Consider the following 18,094-nt stretch of genomic DNA (forward strand, 5'->3'; position numbering starts at 1 on the left):
CGCATTTTCAAGAGCGCATTGCGCGAGCCGAATTACGCATGGCGACCGCCTCGCACTTTGTAACAACTTCAAACCAGATCCTTTTTGCACACTCGATATTTGTGCTTTTGTCCGGCAGATCCGGAAATACCGCCAATTCGTACGCTAACTGGCGCAAATAGGCTGCGTAATGATGATTCATCGCGCTGGTGCGGAAATTGCCCCCTTCAGCTTATTAGCGGTTACTGCCGGGTAAGGAGATCCAGCACCTACAAAAGGCCATGGTGCTAATTTCTGGGGCCTGTTTACCGAGCAACAGACTGCCTTATTAATTAACTATCTAAGCGAGTGATGCCACAAGGCCATGGGAATATGACGGCTACTGAAACAGCGGTACTGGTTAATACGCCTAATGGGCTCTATTGCCCGGATGGCGATTTCTATATCGATCCTTACCGGCCCGTGGGCAACGCAATCATCACCCATGGGCACAGCGATCATGCTCGCCCTGGGATGGGCAGTTATTGGTGTAGTGCGGCGTCAGAACCGTTGTTGCGCCACCGCCTGGGGGCGGACATCCAGCTCACGGCACTGGAGTATGGCCAGCAGGTCGCTTTTAACGGCGTCACCGTTAGCCTACACCCTGCGGGGCATATTCGTGGGTCGGCACAGGTGCGAGTGGCCAACGAGAGCCAGGTATGGGTTGTTTCCGGTGACTATAAGCGTTGCTACGATCCAACCACAGAGCCTTTTGAGGTGATCCCCTGTGATGTGTTTATCACCGAGGCCACCTTCGCCAATCCAATTTACCGCTGGCGGCCGGGCGTGGAAACGGCAGGGGAGATTTACGATTGGTGGATGACCAACCGCGCACAAGGCCTCACATCAATATTATTCTGCTATGCCCTCGGTAAGGTTCAAAGGGTGCTTGCGGAGCTGGTCAACTTCACACAAGAGCCCGTCTATGCCCACGGTGCGGTAATGCCGTTGTACGAGATATACCAGCAGCAGGGTGTGGCAATGCTGCCTGTGCAAAACACCGCGCAGCTAGAGAAATCCCACGATTACACCGGCGGGCTGGTTGTAGCGCCACCCTCGGCCCATCGATCCACCTGGATGAAGCGTTTTAAAAATGTGTCCACCGGGTTTGCGTCGGGCTGGATGCAAGTAAGAGGCGCCAGGCGCCGAAGAGGTTACCACCGGGGTTTTGTAATGTCGGACCACGCCGATTGGCAGGGGCTTATCGATACCGTTCAGCAAACCGGGTGCCGCCAGGTGTATGCCACTCATGGCGACGAAGAGACTCTGACGCGTTACTTGCGCAGTATCGATGTTCAGGCAGACAGCTTGTCATCGTTACCACGGCTTCAGCCTCAAACTACCCTACAGGTATCTCACGAGACGGCAGAGCAATGAAGCGTTTTGTGGAATTGTTTTGGGATATCGACGCCAGCACCTCCACCAACCATAAAGTGGATGCTTTGGCGAGTTATTACAAAAACGCCTCGGCTGCCGACGCAGCATGGACCACAGCGTTTTTAACCGGCAATCGTTTTAAGCGGTTTATCACCTCCAGAGACTTACAGCTGTGGGCGCGCGAACTAAAGCAGATGCCAGAGTGGCTGTTTGCAGAAAGCTATTCCCGAGTAGGGGATACCGCCGAAACCGTAGCACTGCTCGTGGCCGGTGACCAAAATCGGCTGCCCGATACGCCATTGCACGACTTTGTAGAAAACACCGTATTGCCGCTCAGGAGTCACGGCAAGGAGCAACAAGGCGAAGAGATAAAAGCGCTTTGGCAAAAAATGGATACCAAACTGTGCTTTGTATTCAATAAAATACTCACCGGCGCTTTTCGGGTTGGCGTTGCCAAAGCCACAGTATATAAAGCCTTGGCCGCCGTAAGTAGTGTGCCACCAGCGGTGTTAGCCCATCGGTTAACCGGCAAATGGCAACCCAGCGCTGAATTTTTTGCTCAAGTATTAAATCCAGAAGCCAAAGCCTCGGACAGCGCAAAAGCCTATCCATTTTGTTTGGCTTATCCGCTACAGGCGGAATTTCCGGAGGGCTATAAAACCGAGGAGCTGGAGCAATATTTAGAATCTAAATTAGCTACGCCTAAGAATTGGCTTGCAGAATGGAAATGGGACGGCATTCGTGGCCAGTTGCTGAAACATAAAAGCGGCGTGTATTTATGGTCCCGCGGCGAAGACGTTATTTCTGAACAGTTTCCCGAGCTAATCGCCGCCGGCGAAAAGCTGCCTAGCGGCACAGTGCTAGACGGTGAAATACTCTGCTGGCAAGACGGCAAACCAAAATCCTTCGCCAGTTTGCAAAAACGGCTCGGGCGCAAAAAGCCATCCGCCAAAACCGTGGACAAATACCCGGCCGTCTTTATGGCCTACGATTTATTGGAGGCCGACGGCAACGACATTCGCCAGCAACCGCTCTTGTCTCGCCGGGCTCAGTTGCAACAGCTTATAGAGTCTCTTGGCTCGTTGCCGACTTTTTTTATTTCGCCCACCATTAACTTTGACTCCTGGCAGCAGCTAGAGGCCCTTCGCAACAGCGCTCGCAATTTCGGCGTTGAGGGCTTAATGGTTAAGCACAAACAATCGGAATATTTGGTGGGCAGAAAAAAAGGCCAGTGGTGGAAATATAAATTAGACCCCTACACGGTAGACGCCGTGTTGCTGTATGCACAGCCCGGCTCCGGCCGCAGGGCCAACCTGTACACCGATTACACCTTTGCCGTATGGCAGGGCGATGACTTGGTGCCCGTTGCGAAAGCGTATTCTGGCCTAACGGATAGTGAAATTAACAAAGTAGACGCCTGGGTACGCAAAAACACCGTAGAGCGTTTTGGCCCGGTGCGGTCGGTCAAACCAGAGCTGGTATTCGAATTGGCCTTTGAAAACATCGCACCCTCTAGCCGGCACAAATCCAAGTTGGCTCTGCGATTCCCCCGCATAAAACGCTGGCGCCAGGACAAAACCGCCGACCAAGCAGACAACATCACCATGCTGCATCACCTGTTGGACGAGAAAGCCAACAGCCATACCAGCGTATTTAACGATAGCGCTAACGCCGCAATGATTCCCCAAAATACAAACCAGCCTTGTAAATCTAGGGCCTAAAGAATGACGGCCAAACTGAACACCAATCCCATAGCTAAAGGGCAGCTAGGCACACCGTTACAGCGAATAGCGCAATGGTTTAAACGCTACGGTTGGCAACCTTGGCCATACCAGAAAAAAGCTTGGCAAGCCTTTAAAAAAGGCCAAAGTGGTTTAATCCACGTGCCCACCGGTGCCGGCAAAACCTACGCCGCGTTAATGGGGCCGTTGATGCAGCTTATGGCACAAGCACCGAGCAAGCGGCAGCAGGGGCTTAAGGTGCTAGTTATTACGCCGCTGCGGTCACTCAGCCGAGATACCGAAAAAGCCATCCAGCAACCCATCCAAGATATGGCGCTGCCAATCACAGTAGAAACTCGCACCGGGGATACCAAGCAATCCGTACGGCGACGGCAGCGCCTAGCGTTACCGGATATTCTGATCACCACACCGGAATCATTTTCTTTGCTGTTGTCCTACGCAAACGCCCAAGAACTGTTTAGCCAGTTAAATTGCGTAATAGTGGATGAGTGGCACGAGTTGGTAGGCAGTAAGCGAGGCTTGCAATTAGAGTTAAACCTTAGCCGAGTAAAGCAATTTAATGCCGGGTTTCAAATCTGGGGTATGTCCGCCACCCTGGCTGACCCACAAGCCGCGGCGGACGTTATTGTGGGCATCAGCAACAATACAGGCGAGGGCCAACCCCAAGCCACGGTGATTGATGCAAAAATCAAACGGCCCATTAATATCCAAACGCTACTGCCGCCTAACATGGAAACCTTCCCCTGGGCCGGCCACATGGGGTTGCGAATGCTGCCAAGCCTAGTAGCGGCCTTGGAAATTAACCAAAGCACGCTGATCTTTACCAACACGCGGGCTCAGGCAGAGCGCTGGTTCCAGGAGATTTTGGCCGCCAAGCCGGAGTGGGCCGGCTTAATTGCCTTACACCACGGCTCGTTAGATGAAAAAAATCGCCGCTTTGTAGAAGATGCCTTAAAGAGCGGGCTTATCAAGCTAGTGGTTTGCACCTCTTCGTTGGACCTAGGCGTAGACTTTCCCTTAGTGGAGCACGTGGTACAAATAGGTTCCCCCAAAGGCGTAGCCAGGCTTATGCAGCGGGCGGGTAGGGCAAAACACCGAGTAGGTGAAACCTGCAACATTACCTGCGTGCCCACCAACGCATTGCAAATTTTAGAATTTACCGCAGTGCGCCACGCCGTGGAGCACAAAAAAGTAGAAGCAAAACCCAGCTACAACAACGCCTACGATGTACTGGCACAGCACATCGTTACCTGTGCGGCGGGGGGCGGATTTACGGCCAGTGATTTATACACGGCAGTGACCTCAGCCTACAGTTACCAAAGCCTTACCCGCCAGCAATTTGACTGGGTATTAGAGTTGGTTGAACACGGCGGCAGTAATTTAAAGGCCTACCCGGAATACCACAAAATTGAACATAACCAAGGATTTTACACGGTAAAAACACCGCGCCTGGAGCGGTTGCACCGAATGAACATTGGCACCATCAGTTCAGACAGCCAAATGGCGGTTCGCTTTGCCAAGGGCAAAAAACTCGGCTACGTAGAAGAAGGCTTTGTAGCCAAGCTCAAACGCGGCGACCGCTTTGTATTTGCCGGCCGTACGTTGGAGTTGTTTCGGGTAGAAGACGACGCCGCCCTAGTAAAGCTCAGCAAGGCAAAGCCCAATGTGGTGGCAAAATGGAGCGGCAGCAGAATGCCCATCTCAGAATCCCTGGGGGCAGCCATGCGCGAAACCCTAAATTTTGACAGTAAAAACACCCAGGCTAAAGCGGAATTCAAAGCTCTGGCGCCGGTCTTCCATGCGCAAAAGGCGCTGTCTTCCGTGCCCACCAACAATCAATTGCTGGTAGAAACCTGCAAAACCCGGGAAGGCTATCATTGCTTTTTATTTCCGTTCGAGGGGCGCATAGTGCACGAGGGCCTAGCGCCCTTACTGGCATTAAGAATAGCCAAAAACGCGCGCACCAGTTTGTCTTTATCGGTGGATGATTACGGTATAGAGCTGTTATCCAAACACCCATTTGATTTTGAGGTTCAGTTTAGCCAGGAGCTTGCTAGCAAAGCGCTCTTTAGCCAAAACAACCTGCTGCCAGATATTTTAGAAAGCATCAACCTCAGTAACTTGGCCAAGCGGCAGTTCCGCGATATCGCCAGAATCGCCGGTTTAACTCAGCAAAATTTCCCCGGTAAGCGTCACTCGGCGCGGCAACTGCAAACCAGTGCCTCACTGCTGTACGACGTGTTTCAACGCTACGACCCAAACAATTTATTGGTATCCCAGGCACACCAAGAAACGCTAGAGCAGTTCTTTGAGCTGGCGCGATTGGCGCGATGTTTAACACGGTTGGGCAGCCAACAGTTAATTATCAACCACACAGAGCGGCCAACGCCCTTTGCCTTCCCGTTAATAGCAGAGCGGGTAACCAGTACGCTAAGTAATGAAAGCGCGGCAGAAATACTCAAAAAGCTCGCCACCCAATGGGATATTCCGGCCTAATTTATGCCACAGAGAAACGCCAATCATTGCGCATTAACGCAACTAAAAATCAACCAACACAGTTTTTACTTGCTGCCCGAGCGGGCGCTCTATTGGCCAGCACAAAATGCGTTAATCATAGCCGACTTACACCTAGGCAAAGTGCAAACCTTTCAGCTTGCGGGCATAGCCGTGCCGTGCGGGGTGATGGAAGAAGACTTGCAGCGGTTAAGCCGGTTAATAGCCAACTACAACGCACAGCAAGTGATTGTGCTGGGGGACTTTACCCACCACACATCGGGCTTATCGCCCCCCGTGCAAAGCACATTAACCGCATGGCTAGCGCAGCACAAAGAGGTAACCGTGCGCGTAATCTTAGGCAACCACGACCGCCCCAGTATCGCAGCGCTACAACAATTTAATATCGATTTAATTCAGCACTCACTTACCGTAGATCAAATGACCTTGGTGCACGAATTTAACGCTAACGAACAAGTTGTAAATAAAAGTAACTCAAACGAAGAGCAGCACAGTCAATTTAGCCTATGCGGCCATATCCACCCGGTGGTAAGGATCCCAAAAAGCAACCTGGGCAATATTCCGGTGTTTGCAATTTATCAACAGCACGCGGTACTGCCGGCGTTTAGCTTATTCACCGGCGGCCACCGCATTGAGATTAAAAAAACCAAAGCGGTTTACGCAATTGCGGGCCAACATATTGTGAATCTTAAATAGGAGATACCGATGAGCAACAGCTATCAAACTAACACCAAAGTAAAGTGGGAATGGGGCAACGGCAGTGCCACCGGCTATGTGCGTAATATTTATCGAGAAGAAATTACAAAAACTTTAAAAGGCTCAGAGGTCACCCGCAAAGGCAGTAAAAGCGACCCAGCGTACTTAATTGAACAAAGTGACGGAGGCGAAGTGCTAAAGCTGCATTCAGAGCTAGAAAAAGCCTAATTGTGCCGTTAGGGGGCTAGGTTGTTACGCCCCCAGCCAAGCCAATGTGGCCATTACAAGTACGCCTGCCACAACCGTAAGGCCCACAGCCGCAATGGCCAAGCCTGCGTACCCGCTGCGTTTACCCATGGTTGGTGTCCTCAGTCCTCAATACTTAATCCCCAATCGCTCGCACAGCTAAATCCAAGCCCAGCCAGCGCTAACCACACAACCAGTGCGCAGAGCTGCACTTTATGGCCCTCGGCTAACATTGACTAATCGTTAAAAACGGCTAAACATTAAAGCCATCGCTAACCTCAATGGCTTGTAAAAGGATGTACTGCTGCCGTGGCACAAATAATTCCCAATATTAACCAGTGTTTGTCTAAGATGACAAACGGCGAAAAACGCTTCGCCCGCCGGTTAGAATCCCATTTAGAAGACGACTACCTGTGCTGGTACGACATTCCCATCGGCCGTGATCGTCGCTACCCAGACTTTATCGTACTGCACCCCGGCCGTGGCCTGCTGTTCTTAGAGGTTAAAGACTGGAAGCTAGAAACGCTCAAACGGCTATCTAAAACCAGCGTAGACATAATGACGCCAAACGGCCGTGTGACCCAGGCTAACCCGGTGGAGCAGGCGCGGCAGGGGGCATACTCGGCTATGCGACCGCTACAAGCAGACCCGGCGCTGGTACAAGCCAATAGCAAGCATCAGGGCAAGCTATGCTTCCCCTACGGGTATGGCGTGGTGCTAGCCAATATAACCCGGGCGCGGCTTACCAAAGCTTTAAGGGGGGAGGAGGGTGCACACCTGCTGCCCGAGCATTTGGTGATTTGCCAAGATGAAATGACCGAATCCACAGACGTAGAAGCCTTCCAAGAGAAGCTTTGGGGCATGTTTAATTACAGCTTTGGCAAAAAGCTAAGCCTACCGCAAATAGATCGTATTCGGTGGCATCTATTTCCAGAAATTCGTGTGGGCGACGGCCAAGGTGATTTACTCAACCCGGAGGGCAAGCTGTTTGAGGACGACAGCACATTACCAGAAATCATCGATGTAATGGATCTGCACCAAGAGCAGCTGGCGCGCAACCTAGGCCACGGCCACCGCGTTATTCACGGCGTGGCAGGCTCAGGCAAAACCATGATTTTAGGCTTTAAAGCGGTACAAATTGCGGAAAATATCGATAAGCCGATATTGATTTTATGCTTTAACATTTCCCTCGCCGCACGCCTGCGCCATTTTATTGCCGAGCGCAAACTCGCCCACAAAGTGCAGGTATACCACTTCCACGACTGGTGCGGCCTACAACTAAAAGCCTACCACTGCAGCGTGCTGCCCGGCGAAGAACCCTACTGGGAAAGGCAAGTTACCTCGGTAATACACCATGTAAAACACCAACAAATTCCGCGTGCCCAGTATGGTGCCGTATTAATTGATGAAGGCCACGACTTTGAACCAGAATGGCTAACCTTAATTACCCAAATGGTAGACCCAGCCACAGACTCGTTGCTGCTGTTATACGACGACGCTCAATCCATCTACAAAAAGAAATCCGGGCTAAAGTTTTCGCTAAAAAGTGTGGGCATAAAAGCGCAAGGGCGCACCACCATACTTAAGCTCAACTACCGCAACACCAAAGAAATACTGCAATTTGCCTATCGCTTCGCTCAAGAGTTTATCCCCGCCATAGAATCCGACGAAGACAATATTCCACTAATAGCGCCAGAGTCCGCCGGTGCCACCGGGCCAGAGCCCATATTTAAGCAATTTAATCATCCATTAGAAGAACAAAAAGACATCAACGCCTGCATACAAAAATGGTTAGAAAAAGGCGTACCCGCCGGCGACATCGCCATAATTACCCCAACCATAAGTTTTGCCAAAACGCTGTCTACTCAACTGAATAAAGCCGGGGTAAACAATCACTGCCTGTACGATAAAGCCACCAAACTCAATTACCGCCCTAACAAAACCCAAGTTACCGTGCTCACAATCCACAGCAGTAAAGGCCTGGAATTTAACCGGGTAATTCTAGCCGGTATCCACAACCTGCAATTTGTCACCAAAGAGCTACCCGCACAGGTGCGGTTAATGTATGTGGGTATGACCCGTGCAAAATCACATCTACTGGTAACAGCCAGCGAAACCACCGCGTTTACCGAGCGGCTGGTGGAGTTAGTGGCGCCGTAGGCTCTTGCATCACTGGTTTGAATTCCGCGTTCACGAGGCAAGGTTGTTCACTGTTTGTAGTTGTACATTAATAATGAACATATTATTTTTGTGAACAATCTCACCCTGAGGGGGCGGCAAATGACCCAACCAGCGCCAACTATGCTAACTGTAGAACAAAAGATTCTAAGAGCTGCCATTACCGCTCTGGAGTTAGAGACCGGCTTAAAGCTGAAGGCAGTAGATATTGCTAGCCGAGCCGCCAGTAGCGAATTCGACGCACAGGTCGTATTGCCTAACAAAGCTGACAAACTGGCAGTGGAGGTGAAAATTTGGGAGCAAAAGGCAAATCTAGGTGCCTTGGCCGCTAAAATTAAAAGTCTGCCGCAAGAGGGGTTGTTGGTGGCAGACTACGTTAACCCCCTAAAAAAGCACCCGCTACCGGAAGGCTGCCGCTGAGCCGATTTAAGCAGTAAACCTGGTGTCAATTTCCAAATGCTTAGGCATGTATCTATTCTAAAAAATCCTCCCGCTCAACCACAAAATCGTCGCCGGCTTTATTGCCACCAATCAAACTGGTCCAAGGTTTGCGACTAGGCTTTAGCGCTATCGCATTGCCGTCACAGCTAATCTCTACTTCAGTAATGCCTACAAATTCAAACTCTTTGGGTAAGCGTACGGCTTGGGTTCGGCCGTGTTTAAAAAGAGATGCAATTCTCACGGTAAACTTACTCCTAACATAAATTTAGGTTCCATCAATATGAATGCGTTTAGGTGTGTTTTAAGCAAATATCATAGGTTCTCCTGATCTACTCTGTTTAACCGATCTGTGTAAGAGCTTGCGCGCCAAAACCGCTGCCGCATAAGAACACTGTATTCCCATGTGGCGAAAGTAGCTAGGCAGAATGATGAATCTAGCCGAGGTAATTGCGCAGTGTAGATTATCGCGACAATAAAGCTGGAGCCATCTATCAATCTGAAGATAGGGGCGGGGCCAAGCAACTGGATATAGTATTGGGCAATCAATTGGATACAGTGCTAGAAGCGTTCAACGTTGGCCTTTGGCAGCAGGCAAAACCCTAGGCCATGTGTTTACTTGGGTGCGGTATTCAGGCGTCATGGCAAGGTATGCCGCTAAGAGAGGTTGGGCAAAAGGCGGCCAGAATATGTATAAATTCGGCAGCTTTTTAAGCCTATGCCCACGGTTATGTCGATAAAACACAATTTTGTCGACATAAAGGCTTAATGTGTCGATGGCATCGACATACACTGCTGACGTGTCGAAATACTAGAAAAATATAAACAAGGCCTGGACACCATCACAGCCCTACAACGATATTCCACTGCTGCCACCGCCCGTATAAGTGACGGAAAGTGTTGCCTTATTGAAAGTCTGCTTCAGTGCCCGGGCGGCACTGACCGAACTGAAACAGGCCGAACTGAAACAGGCGGGGGAGCTGCTACCCAATCAGGGCTTGCTGATCAATCTGCTGCCCCTGCTGGAAGCCCGCGCCAGTACCGAAATTGAAAACACGTCACCACCACCGACAAACTGTTCCAGTACTCAGAAGAGAGCAGCTGTGCCGACGCAGCCACCAAAGAAGCGTTGCGTCGCGCCCATCACGGGCGCGTGGATTGAAACTATTTAATGTGGTGTCCTCTAAATTGAGAAGATGTCGCGCCAATCACGAGAAGTTCACTGCCGTAGCGGCAGCTAAGAAAATCGGCTGCAGTTTTTGCAGTTTTTGCATTTTTTGCAATAAGTCCGCTACCACACAGTCAGCCCACAAAAAGCACTTTTGAATGTTGTCTAATAACTAGGCCGATTCTATAGTGGCCAACTTGATAAATAGGAGTTTATTGATTTATGGAATATGTTAAGTATCTTGTTCTTGCGATTATACTTTTAGTAGTTGTTTTGTATCTGCGCATCAAAATAAAGAAACAGCGTATACACGCCCGTAAGGTTGAGTGTGCCTCAGCAGTTCCGGACTATTGTCGCACCGGCACTGTTTGCTTATTAAGGGCTGATGGATCGTCTACTTTAAGTCGCAATGGTGTTTCTGTAGACATTGGTCCCGACACTAACAATAAAGCTGATCAATAGCAGCTGTGCCACCGTGGTTAACCCAGGCTAAGGCGGCTGAACTGTTTGGCTCAACACGGGTAGCTATTGCTAACCTCGTGAGTGATATTTTCAAATCCGAGGGGCTGGCGGACTTGGTGGTAGGTTCCATTATGGAACATACCACTATTCACGGCGCGGTCGAGTTCAGAACGAAAGCCGAAAAGTGACGAGTTATAATCTCGACTCTATCAACGCTGACGGCTATCGTGTCATCACAAACCAGGATCCACAGCCCTTAGCTGCGGGGATGACACTTTTAGGAAACCCTTGATAGATGGCTATGCGCTGGCTGAAGTGGATGGCCTGTGTCGATTCTTTTCTCTATCCCATTGGTATTAAATCTTTTTAATGATTTCTCCAGTACGCAGAGAGCTGATAACGTTAAGCCAATCACGTCATGTGGTTGGGGTTGAAGGTAGTATAGGGCGGTTTTTTCGGTGTTTCATCTTATTTGATAATTCCATAACGAAAAGGAGTTCGGAATGCCGCTAGATCCCAAAATCAAAAGAGACGTTTTAGCATCTTTGGAATTGTACGAGGGGCGTAGTACTCATCTGTACCTCGACACATTGGGCAATGTCACCGTGGGTGTAGGGCATTTTGTGGCCAATCGAGGGGCTATAGTATCAGTGCAGTTGTATAAAAAAGATGCACAGGGCAATAATGTTGTAGCGTCTTTGGCTGAGAAGCAAGCCGAGTATGACAATATAGCTCGTCAGAGCTACGGTGTGAGTTTTGCCGCTGGCTATTACAAGCAATTTACTAAATTATTTATGCTAAATATCGACATAGATGCCCAGAGAGAAGCTCATTTAAAAAGCTTTTTTAAAGAGTTGGCCGGCTATTACAATGTGGCTAATGGGTTTAAAAGCGATTTTGAAAACATGCCTTTAGAAGTGCAAAAAGCACTTTTTGATATGGTTTTTAATGTAGGTCTACCTTCTCTAATTTCGGGTTTTCCCCAATTAGACAAGGCGATTAAGACAGAGCAGTGGGACGTGGCCGCTAATCAATGTAGCCGCAAGGGGTTGTCACCAGCACGTAATAGTTATTGTAAAAATCTTTTCAATCTTGCTCACAATTTGTCGGCTACTGTTCCATAGGTTTGTGTAATGGGAATATACAGCATTTTTAAAGTGGGGCCTTGGTTGGCTCTGACCTATTTTTTAAGCGCTTGCTCATCAGTGCGTCAAGGTGAAGGCGATGGCGCGGTTTCTGCGCAGCCGTGGTTTAACCATTCGATATTTGGTCGTGCTCTCACTCCCCAGGTTGATTCTTTAGACACTGTGCAAATAGACGCAAAGTTTTACGGAGCAGAAGAACCAACGCTGGCTTTTAACACTTGCTCGGATTTGGCAAATTACAGTGAAACCGATATTGCCTATGAACAGTATCTATTCTGGACTACAGTTAATATCAATTGTTTGGCTGCGGAGGCCTTTATAGATTCATCTCCTAACTTTGTGAGTTACTGGCCCGAGTCGCTTACTCCAGAGCTTTTGCTCACTTTTCCATCTGTTGCGACGCCAAATATCGGGGGCCAAAGCCTCTCTGTTGCTGGTAAAGACGGCGTTACCCTAGCAGGCGCGCGCGATGGTGTTGAAATTACTGAGGTTGGCGACAATTTCGTATCCGCCACTCAAAAAACGTTAAATACCAAGTACTTATTGGTCGCTAAAGCAGATTTCAACTTCGATGGTATTGAAGACTGGTTTGTTAGGTTAGATTGGAATATTTCCGGGGCGTCTGGTATAGGCACAGACTGGATTGCATTGACAAAGCTAAGTGCAGATGGCCCGCCTATGATTTTATGGCGCGGCTAGTGGGCCTGTAGTTGATGCAGTTGGCTGGGTTTAAGTGAGAATCCGCAACGGGTATATACTATCACTTTTTCATCTTCTTCCAGCCTGTGCTTTAGTGATTTAACAGCGTAAGCTTGGGTATCTTGGTTGGCTATAGCAGCGTAATATGGCTGTAATAAAAAGTGAAACAATTTGAGCGAGGTCAAATAGCGTTTGTGGTGTAAAGGGGCTTGCCCGGCAGATGTTTAAAAATCTACCCACAGCAAGCGTAGGCATTGCTGTAAGGTAGCTAACAATGTTGTGATGCCGACAATGGGTCAGCCATTATTTTAATTGATGTGCATCAAGCGCCGCCGGGGTCGCCGGTGAAATCGACCAGCAAATCCTCATCCGTTACTACAGTTTGGCAAGCTAGGCGATAATGGGGCGGTAAGTCGTGTACATCTTGTGCGTCTTCTTCTCGCTCGGTTATTTTGCCAAACGATTTAAGCACGCTGCGCTCTTTATCGGTGAGTTTCATACCTTTTACACGAAAACCGTCTAAATGCGTCACTTGTATTAAACAAGAGCCGCAGCGGCCGTCTTCACATTGAAACGGTATAGCGATATTGTTTTCTTTTGCCACACCCAGCAGTGTGGTTCGTTTGCCTGCAATAGCCTGCACTTTTACATTGCGCGGCATAATAGGCGATGAAAAATACACGGTAGCCATCTGTTCAACTCCTTAATTAAATTTTACAAAAGGTTTACAGTTAAAGCGGTGAAGCCGGTGCAACTTATGTACCATCCCAATGGTGATAAATAAGATTCAATCGTATTTGAGGGCGGGGTAATCGCTGTGTATCGTTGTGTGGGGAAGGTCAGTGCGCAAACGTTTATAGAAATTAAACGCTGATAAAAATATTACCAGCGGTGCAAAATCCTGTTTCACCTTGGTGTAGGGTGAGTATCACATAGCGGATAGTAATTGAGGTAAAAGGGTAGGCGGTGCTATAACGTTAAAACTCCCAATCTATCCAACCAAAGAAATCGGTTAAATAGTAAATGATTGCGCAAATTACAAGGGTTCCTACGCTAAATGCCAACATGTATGAAAATACTATTTCTAAGGGTTTTGCGTTCGCTCTTACGTCAATATTAGTGGGCATATTGCGGTCGTAGTTTTTCCAAGTTTTTACTGCCGGAGCAGCACAAGCCCACATTAAAAAGGCTGTATTCATTATGCCAAGGTAGTGGTCATCGTCGAACCAGCCGTCCGGATCCGCAGTAGCAGTTTTTTTTATATTTCTAGTAAGTGTAAATCGAAGTACTAAGAAAGATAGAAACATAGTGAAGGTAGCTACTGTAAAGACCATTGCGACGAAAAATGGTATGTTAAAAACTGCTTGCGGCATCGCATATCATTCCGAGAAATCCCTGAGCTATGCGAACTAATGCAACTCCCGCAATTCCACCAACTACTAAAGCAATCAGAATACCTCCAGGTGTAAGCGCTATTACGGCTCCTATGGCAGCGCCTGCTAGAATTCCGGCACCGAATGCCCCAGCTTGAATAAACGCCTCGCGTTTCCATTGTGAGGAATCTCGACTTTGTGTTTGGTGAACTAGTTGAAATATATTCATTGTGTTAATGGCGGCGCGGAGATGCTTTTGAACTATGAGCGCACGCTATAACAACGGTGCTAAAACTCCCACTCAATCCAGCCAAAATAATCCGTTGGGTAATAAATTAGGCAGCACAGCACAAGAGTGTAAACGCTAATGATCAAAATATAAGAGAATAGTACTTCTATCTGTTTGGCGTTTGCGCGTATATCGATATTGGTAGGCATCCGTTGATCATAGTTTTTGAAGCGTTTTATAAAAGGAGCAGCACACGCCAAGGCTAAAAAGGCTGTGTTTACGAAACCAAGGTAATGATCGCTGTCGTACCAAAAGTCAGGGCTCTTAGTAGCTGCCTTCTTTATGTTTCTTGTAAGAGTCAACCGCAATATGAGGTATGACAGTAGCATTAACAAAACAGCCAAGGAAATGACTATTGCAAGAATGTCCGTTATAGTTAACATATCGCTAAAACAGTAGGTCGTGCAAATGGCCTAGACCAGTTTGTGCTATACGATCAATTGTAACGCCAGCGATTCCACCCGCTACTAACGCGATAACAATTCCGACTGGTGTTATACCTATCGTCGCGCCGATAACGACACCAGCAGCAATTCCTGCACCAAAGGCCCCACTTTGAATAAACGCCTCACGTTTCCACTGTGTGTGGTTCTCCTTTCGCATATGGTAAACTTTGTTGGCGCGTAGGTAGCCGTCGAATGCAACCATACCCGGCCCCAGAATACGGCCGGCTTTGGTGAATTTTTCTAGTTTTATCACATCGGCGTTATCGCGAACGGGGATGGATTCCCAAACCTCTTTACCAGTAACAGTTTGGGCTTTGCGCATTTTGAATTCAGAATTATTGAGGTAGGGCAGAGCAGCTCGGTTGAATTGCCGGTTCATATATTCAAAGGCGCGCTCTACCCGTTCTTTGGCGGCTTTTAGAGTGCGAGGGGCTGCTCTGTGGTTGGCCAGATCTTCATAATACTTTAACGCTTCGTCGTATTCGGCAATGGCGCTAAGCACCGGGCTGGACTTGGCTACTGCGGCGCCCATGCCATTACCACCAAACGTGTTTAAATCGCCCACTATGTCCGGTATTTTTGTATCCCATAATAAAGAGGCCAATCCTAGCGTTGCGGTACCGCCGGCGTAGAGGCTTAAGTCTGACAGTACACGCTGCTGCTCAACGGAGCAAGATTGGATGCGGTGCATATTGGTTGCCCGTTGTGGGCCGCCCGCGGTAAGAATTGTGGGCCTGAGTGGCACAACGGTGGAGCCTGCGTTGGCTATTCTTGGGTTGGTGCTAAGTAGCGAGGCTTCATAGTCATCAGGTTTAACACCTGCGGGGCAGGTGGTGTTAGCGATGGCCTTAAGAGAGCAAGGCGCCTTGGAATACAACAGAGCTTGAGACATAGCGAATCCTTTCGTTGTGCGTTATTTGCAAGTAATGGTAATTCAAGAATGCTATCTGTAGCGTGTTAGCTGTCTCATTTTTGGCTGCTTGGACGCTAAATACTGTGCGCTTGTTTTCCTAAATGGTTTGCTCACAACGTAGGAATTAATACTTAACCATTCTTCCGTTGCAGTGATCGCAGGCACGTCAAAGCGCCCCATGCCCCTCCAACAGCTCATAAATCTCTTCTGCCATAACCCGGTAGCCCTCGCTATTAAAATGCACGGAATCGGATTTGTATTTACTTTGCCGAATTAAATCGCCGATTATTTCACCTTCAAACACCAGGCCGTATTCCTCTGCCAGTTCTTTATAGAGTGGGGCGGTTTTGGAAAACAATTTCTTTTCTGGCACGCCTACTAATACCACACTTAGCCGTTGGTTTTGAGCCAGTTCTATCATCTGCGCCAGGTTGCGTTTGGTTTGTGTTAGGTTTTGGTTTCTGAGTATGTCGTTGCCGCCTTCTATTAATATCAGCAGGTCGGCTGCGTTGTCATTTAATACGGTGGATAGGCGGCCTAGACCTTGGCTGGTGGTTTCGCCGGATACACCAGCATTTACCACCCGGCGATTGCTCAATTGCGCTAATACGCTGGGGTAGCTTTTTGCAGGCGCGGTGCCTACGCCTGCGGTTAGGCTATCGCCGAAGGCGATGATGGTGCCGCCATGCGGCACGGGTTCCAGCTTAGGCGTGGGTGTGCAGGCCAATAACAGTAATGTGGCGGCTAGGCTAATTAAACTGAGTAGTTGCTTACCCAGTGGGGCTCTTGGTTGCACGTTGGTTTACCTTACGTTGGGTTCTGTGTTTTTAGGTAAGCATAGCAGGGCAAGGTATAGCTGTTGGTTTGTGAATATTCGTTCATGCCGTTAGGTTTTACATTTGGAGGCGGGGCTGTATATTACGAGGCCAAAATGGCTTGAAAATACGCATCGGAGAGCGTTATGAAAATAATAATCCAAGGGATAGCGGTACTGCTTATATTCATTGCCCAGGCCAGTGTTGGCCAAAGCAGCGATGTAGTGCGGGCAAAGCACATGATCGGCCAGGTGGAGCGTGGTTTGGGCAGTATTAAGCGCAACGACGTAAACACCATTAATGGTTACACCACTAAGCTAAAGCAGGCAAAAGAGATTCTGGAGGCCGAATCCGATAAACAAAACCCGGCCTTTAAAGAGGTGGCGGGGCAGTGGATGGCAGCGCGGGAGCGCTTGTACGCCACGCTGGAAGACTGGAAGCAAAACCCAGCTACGGCGCAAACCACAACTCAGCAGCCGTCATTATCGCCCCGGCCCATGGTTGCGCCCCAGGCCGCAGCTCAACCAGCCACTGGCAATAGTAGCCAGTTGTACAACCAACTGATTACTAAATACCAAAGCCAGAATCGCCCACGTTTGCCGGCGGATGTAGATGCACAAACGGGTAAAACCTGGTTGGCCGCCATGGTAAACCTGTACGACGCTCAATGGCAGCAAGACAACCAGCAAGCCAAGCAGTGGCACGCCAGTGGCAAACTGAACAAAAATGACTACGATCGATTTACTCGGTGGGTAAACGGCACCTGGCACACACAAATCGGCGAGCAAATTAACCAAGCATTTGGTACCTGGGATAACACCCTAAATATGAACGTCGCCGCCGCGCAACAATTGCTTACCATATCCACCGGCGACAAAAACAAAGTCATGAACACCGCCACCGGAGATCACCTCCTAAGAAACCAAGCCATGCTTAAGCAGAGCGAAGATTTGTTGGCACTGGTAAGCGAAGTGGAAACGGTGTTTGGCAAGCAGCAAATAAACCTTCGCAAAAAACAAAAGGTACTGCTCAGCCAAGCCGGCGATCATTTAACAGAGCTGCAACCTTTTGCGGAAGAGTATTTGGCGCAGTGGAAAAAAGCGCCTAAAAAGTCGAATAAAAACCCCAACAGTATGTACCTCTGGTTTAATGGCAGCCGAGTGGCAGAGATCACCCAAAAGCGGGAGATTTGGATTAACAGCAACTTTGCTGGCAGTGTGAGTAAAAGTGGGGAGATTTACCAAAAAGGTAACTACGTGGGTAAGCTGGAGCCCAATGGCGAATTGTGGCTGTCTAAACAGAATCGCTCTGCCAAATTTATGGACAACGGAGAGGTGTGGGTGGGAGGCTCCCATATAGGTACCATCCTCAAGGACGGCAACGTTACTGGCTTCAACACAGCCGCCTCCATCGAAGGCCCAGGTGACTGGCGCCTTGCTGCTGTGGTGTATTTTTTACAGGTTTTCCCGCTTAACTAACCTAACGCTCTGCCAGAAACAGCGCTTTCTGGCGGAGCATTGTTCCCCTCTTTGATTCCGCCTTGTCTGTAGCTGTGAACAAGCCATAGATATCTAG

General features: G+C 49.0%; 16 protein-coding genes and 1 pseudogene. 12 read left to right on the forward strand and 5 right to left on the reverse strand.

Annotated elements, in window-relative coordinates:
* Nucleotides 1-351 precede the first annotated feature (351 nt).
* The 7 genes from ACGHM3_RS08765 (at nt 352) to ACGHM3_RS08795 (ending at nt 9,191) form a co-directional block, all read left to right on the forward strand.
* Nucleotides 352-1,395: a ligase-associated DNA damage response exonuclease gene (locus tag ACGHM3_RS08765; protein WP_345418380.1), complete on the forward strand. Its 1,044-nt coding sequence runs from the start codon at nt 352-354 to the stop codon at nt 1,393-1,395.
* Nucleotides 1,392-3,116 carry an ATP-dependent DNA ligase gene (locus ACGHM3_RS08770; protein ID WP_345418383.1) on the forward strand — a complete coding sequence of 575 codons (1,725 nt, stop codon included), beginning with the start codon at nt 1,392-1,394 and terminating at the stop codon, nt 3,114-3,116. Before ACGHM3_RS08765 ends, ACGHM3_RS08770 begins: the two co-directional genes overlap by 4 nt.
* Before the next feature lie 3 nt (nt 3,117-3,119).
* Nucleotides 3,120-5,633, forward strand: coding sequence for a ligase-associated DNA damage response DEXH box helicase (locus ACGHM3_RS08775; RefSeq protein WP_345418386.1), 2,514 nt, complete (start codon nt 3,120-3,122; stop codon nt 5,631-5,633).
* A gap of 3 nt (nt 5,634-5,636) precedes the next feature.
* Entirely contained in the window at nt 5,637-6,347 is a 711-nt protein-coding gene (pdeM, locus tag ACGHM3_RS08780) for a ligase-associated DNA damage response endonuclease PdeM (RefSeq protein WP_345418390.1), read from the forward strand.
* A 9-nt stretch (nt 6,348-6,356) separates the two neighbouring features.
* The gene (locus ACGHM3_RS08785; RefSeq protein ID WP_345418394.1) at nt 6,357-6,575 is read left to right on the forward strand and encodes a DUF2945 domain-containing protein; all 219 of its coding nucleotides are present in this window, start codon (nt 6,357-6,359) and stop codon (nt 6,573-6,575) included.
* Nucleotides 6,576-6,902: 327 nt separating this feature from the next.
* On the forward strand, nt 6,903-8,753 hold the full coding sequence (locus ACGHM3_RS08790; RefSeq protein ID WP_345418397.1) for a 3'-5' exonuclease: 1,851 nt from the start codon (nt 6,903-6,905) through the stop codon (nt 8,751-8,753).
* A 120-nt stretch (nt 8,754-8,873) separates the two neighbouring features.
* Entirely contained in the window at nt 8,874-9,191 is a 318-nt protein-coding gene (locus ACGHM3_RS08795; RefSeq protein ID WP_345418400.1) for a hypothetical protein, read from the forward strand.
* Nucleotides 9,192-9,243: 52 nt separating this feature from the next.
* Here the strand turns inward: ACGHM3_RS08795 and vapB are convergent, their stop codons facing one another.
* The gene (gene vapB, locus ACGHM3_RS08800) at nt 9,244-9,453 is read right to left on the reverse strand and encodes a type II toxin-antitoxin system VapB family antitoxin (protein ID WP_345418403.1); all 210 of its coding nucleotides are present in this window, start codon (nt 9,451-9,453) and stop codon (nt 9,244-9,246) included.
* A 206-nt stretch (nt 9,454-9,659) separates the two neighbouring features.
* On the opposite strand from vapB, the gene ACGHM3_RS08805 reads away from it, so the two are divergent.
* The 4 genes and pseudogenes from ACGHM3_RS08805 to ACGHM3_RS08820 all read left to right on the forward strand — a co-directional run bounded on the left by ACGHM3_RS08805 (nt 9,660) and on the right by ACGHM3_RS08820 (nt 12,683).
* Nucleotides 9,660-9,815 (forward strand): hypothetical protein, encoded by a 156-nt coding sequence (locus ACGHM3_RS08805; protein WP_345418406.1) that lies wholly within the window; start codon nt 9,660-9,662, stop codon nt 9,813-9,815.
* A 281-nt stretch (nt 9,816-10,096) separates the two neighbouring features.
* Nucleotides 10,097-10,344: pseudogene (locus tag ACGHM3_RS08810) on the forward strand (Fic/DOC family N-terminal domain-containing protein); the annotation flags it as partial.
* Between the two features lie 998 nt (nt 10,345-11,342).
* Entirely contained in the window at nt 11,343-11,963 is a 621-nt protein-coding gene (locus ACGHM3_RS08815; protein WP_345418409.1) for a hypothetical protein, read from the forward strand.
* Nucleotides 11,964-11,972: 9 nt separating this feature from the next.
* Complete coding sequence (locus ACGHM3_RS08820; RefSeq protein ID WP_345418412.1) at nt 11,973-12,683, forward strand: hypothetical protein; 711 nt, start codon at nt 11,973-11,975, stop codon at nt 12,681-12,683.
* A 322-nt stretch (nt 12,684-13,005) separates the two neighbouring features.
* On the opposite strand, the gene ACGHM3_RS08825 is transcribed toward ACGHM3_RS08820, so the two are convergent.
* The 4 genes from ACGHM3_RS08825 to ACGHM3_RS08840 all read right to left on the reverse strand — a co-directional run bounded on the left by ACGHM3_RS08825 (nt 13,006) and on the right by ACGHM3_RS08840 (nt 16,500).
* Nucleotides 13,006-13,374, reverse strand: a complete 369-nt coding sequence (locus ACGHM3_RS08825) for a 2Fe-2S iron-sulfur cluster-binding protein (RefSeq protein ID WP_345418415.1) — start codon at nt 13,372-13,374, stop codon at nt 13,006-13,008.
* A gap of 286 nt (nt 13,375-13,660) precedes the next feature.
* Nucleotides 13,661-14,056 carry a hypothetical protein gene (locus tag ACGHM3_RS08830; RefSeq protein WP_345418418.1) on the reverse strand — a complete coding sequence of 132 codons (396 nt, stop codon included), beginning with the start codon at nt 14,054-14,056 and terminating at the stop codon, nt 13,661-13,663.
* 676 nt (nt 14,057-14,732) lie between these two features.
* Nucleotides 14,733-15,683, reverse strand: coding sequence for a hypothetical protein (locus ACGHM3_RS08835; protein WP_345418421.1), 951 nt, complete (start codon nt 15,681-15,683; stop codon nt 14,733-14,735).
* A 187-nt stretch (nt 15,684-15,870) separates the two neighbouring features.
* Nucleotides 15,871-16,500, reverse strand: a complete 630-nt coding sequence (locus tag ACGHM3_RS08840; RefSeq protein ID WP_345418424.1) for an arylesterase — start codon at nt 16,498-16,500, stop codon at nt 15,871-15,873.
* A gap of 165 nt (nt 16,501-16,665) precedes the next feature.
* Here ACGHM3_RS08840 and ACGHM3_RS08845 point away from each other — a divergent pair, with 165 nt between their 5' ends.
* The gene (locus ACGHM3_RS08845) at nt 16,666-17,997 is read left to right on the forward strand and encodes a hypothetical protein (RefSeq protein WP_345418426.1); all 1,332 of its coding nucleotides are present in this window, start codon (nt 16,666-16,668) and stop codon (nt 17,995-17,997) included.
* Nucleotides 17,998-18,094 lie beyond the last annotated feature (97 nt).

The organism is Halioxenophilus aromaticivorans, assembly GCF_042850945.1.
GTDB classification, from domain to species: domain Bacteria; phylum Pseudomonadota; class Gammaproteobacteria; order Pseudomonadales; family Cellvibrionaceae; genus Halioxenophilus; species Halioxenophilus aromaticivorans.

What these genes read in the sequence shown, in the direction of transcription:
- ACGHM3_RS08785 (WP_345418394.1), top strand. Translation starts at nt 6,357, where the DNA reads ATGAGCAACAGCTATCAAACTAACACCAAAGTAAAGTGGGAATGGGGC.
- ACGHM3_RS08845 (WP_345418426.1), top strand. Translation starts at nt 16,666, where the DNA reads ATGAAAATAATAATCCAAGGGATAGCGGTACTGCTTATATTCATTGCC.
- ACGHM3_RS08815 (WP_345418409.1), top strand. Translation starts at nt 11,343, where the DNA reads ATGCCGCTAGATCCCAAAATCAAAAGAGACGTTTTAGCATCTTTGGAA.
- ACGHM3_RS08820 (WP_345418412.1), top strand. Translation starts at nt 11,973, where the DNA reads ATGGGAATATACAGCATTTTTAAAGTGGGGCCTTGGTTGGCTCTGACC.
- ACGHM3_RS08765 (WP_345418380.1), top strand. Translation starts at nt 352, where the DNA reads ATGACGGCTACTGAAACAGCGGTACTGGTTAATACGCCTAATGGGCTC.
- ACGHM3_RS08795 (WP_345418400.1), top strand. Translation starts at nt 8,874, where the DNA reads ATGACCCAACCAGCGCCAACTATGCTAACTGTAGAACAAAAGATTCTA.
- ACGHM3_RS08770 (WP_345418383.1), top strand. Translation starts at nt 1,392, where the DNA reads ATGAAGCGTTTTGTGGAATTGTTTTGGGATATCGACGCCAGCACCTCC.
- ACGHM3_RS08825 (WP_345418415.1), bottom strand. Translation starts at nt 13,374, where the DNA reads ATGGCTACCGTGTATTTTTCATCGCCTATTATGCCGCGCAATGTAAAA.
- pdeM (WP_345418390.1), top strand. Translation starts at nt 5,637, where the DNA reads ATGCCACAGAGAAACGCCAATCATTGCGCATTAACGCAACTAAAAATC.
- ACGHM3_RS08775 (WP_345418386.1), top strand. Translation starts at nt 3,120, where the DNA reads ATGACGGCCAAACTGAACACCAATCCCATAGCTAAAGGGCAGCTAGGC.
- ACGHM3_RS08830 (WP_345418418.1), bottom strand. Translation starts at nt 14,056, where the DNA reads ATGCCGCAAGCAGTTTTTAACATACCATTTTTCGTCGCAATGGTCTTT.
- ACGHM3_RS08835 (WP_345418421.1), bottom strand. Translation starts at nt 15,683, where the DNA reads ATGTCTCAAGCTCTGTTGTATTCCAAGGCGCCTTGCTCTCTTAAGGCC.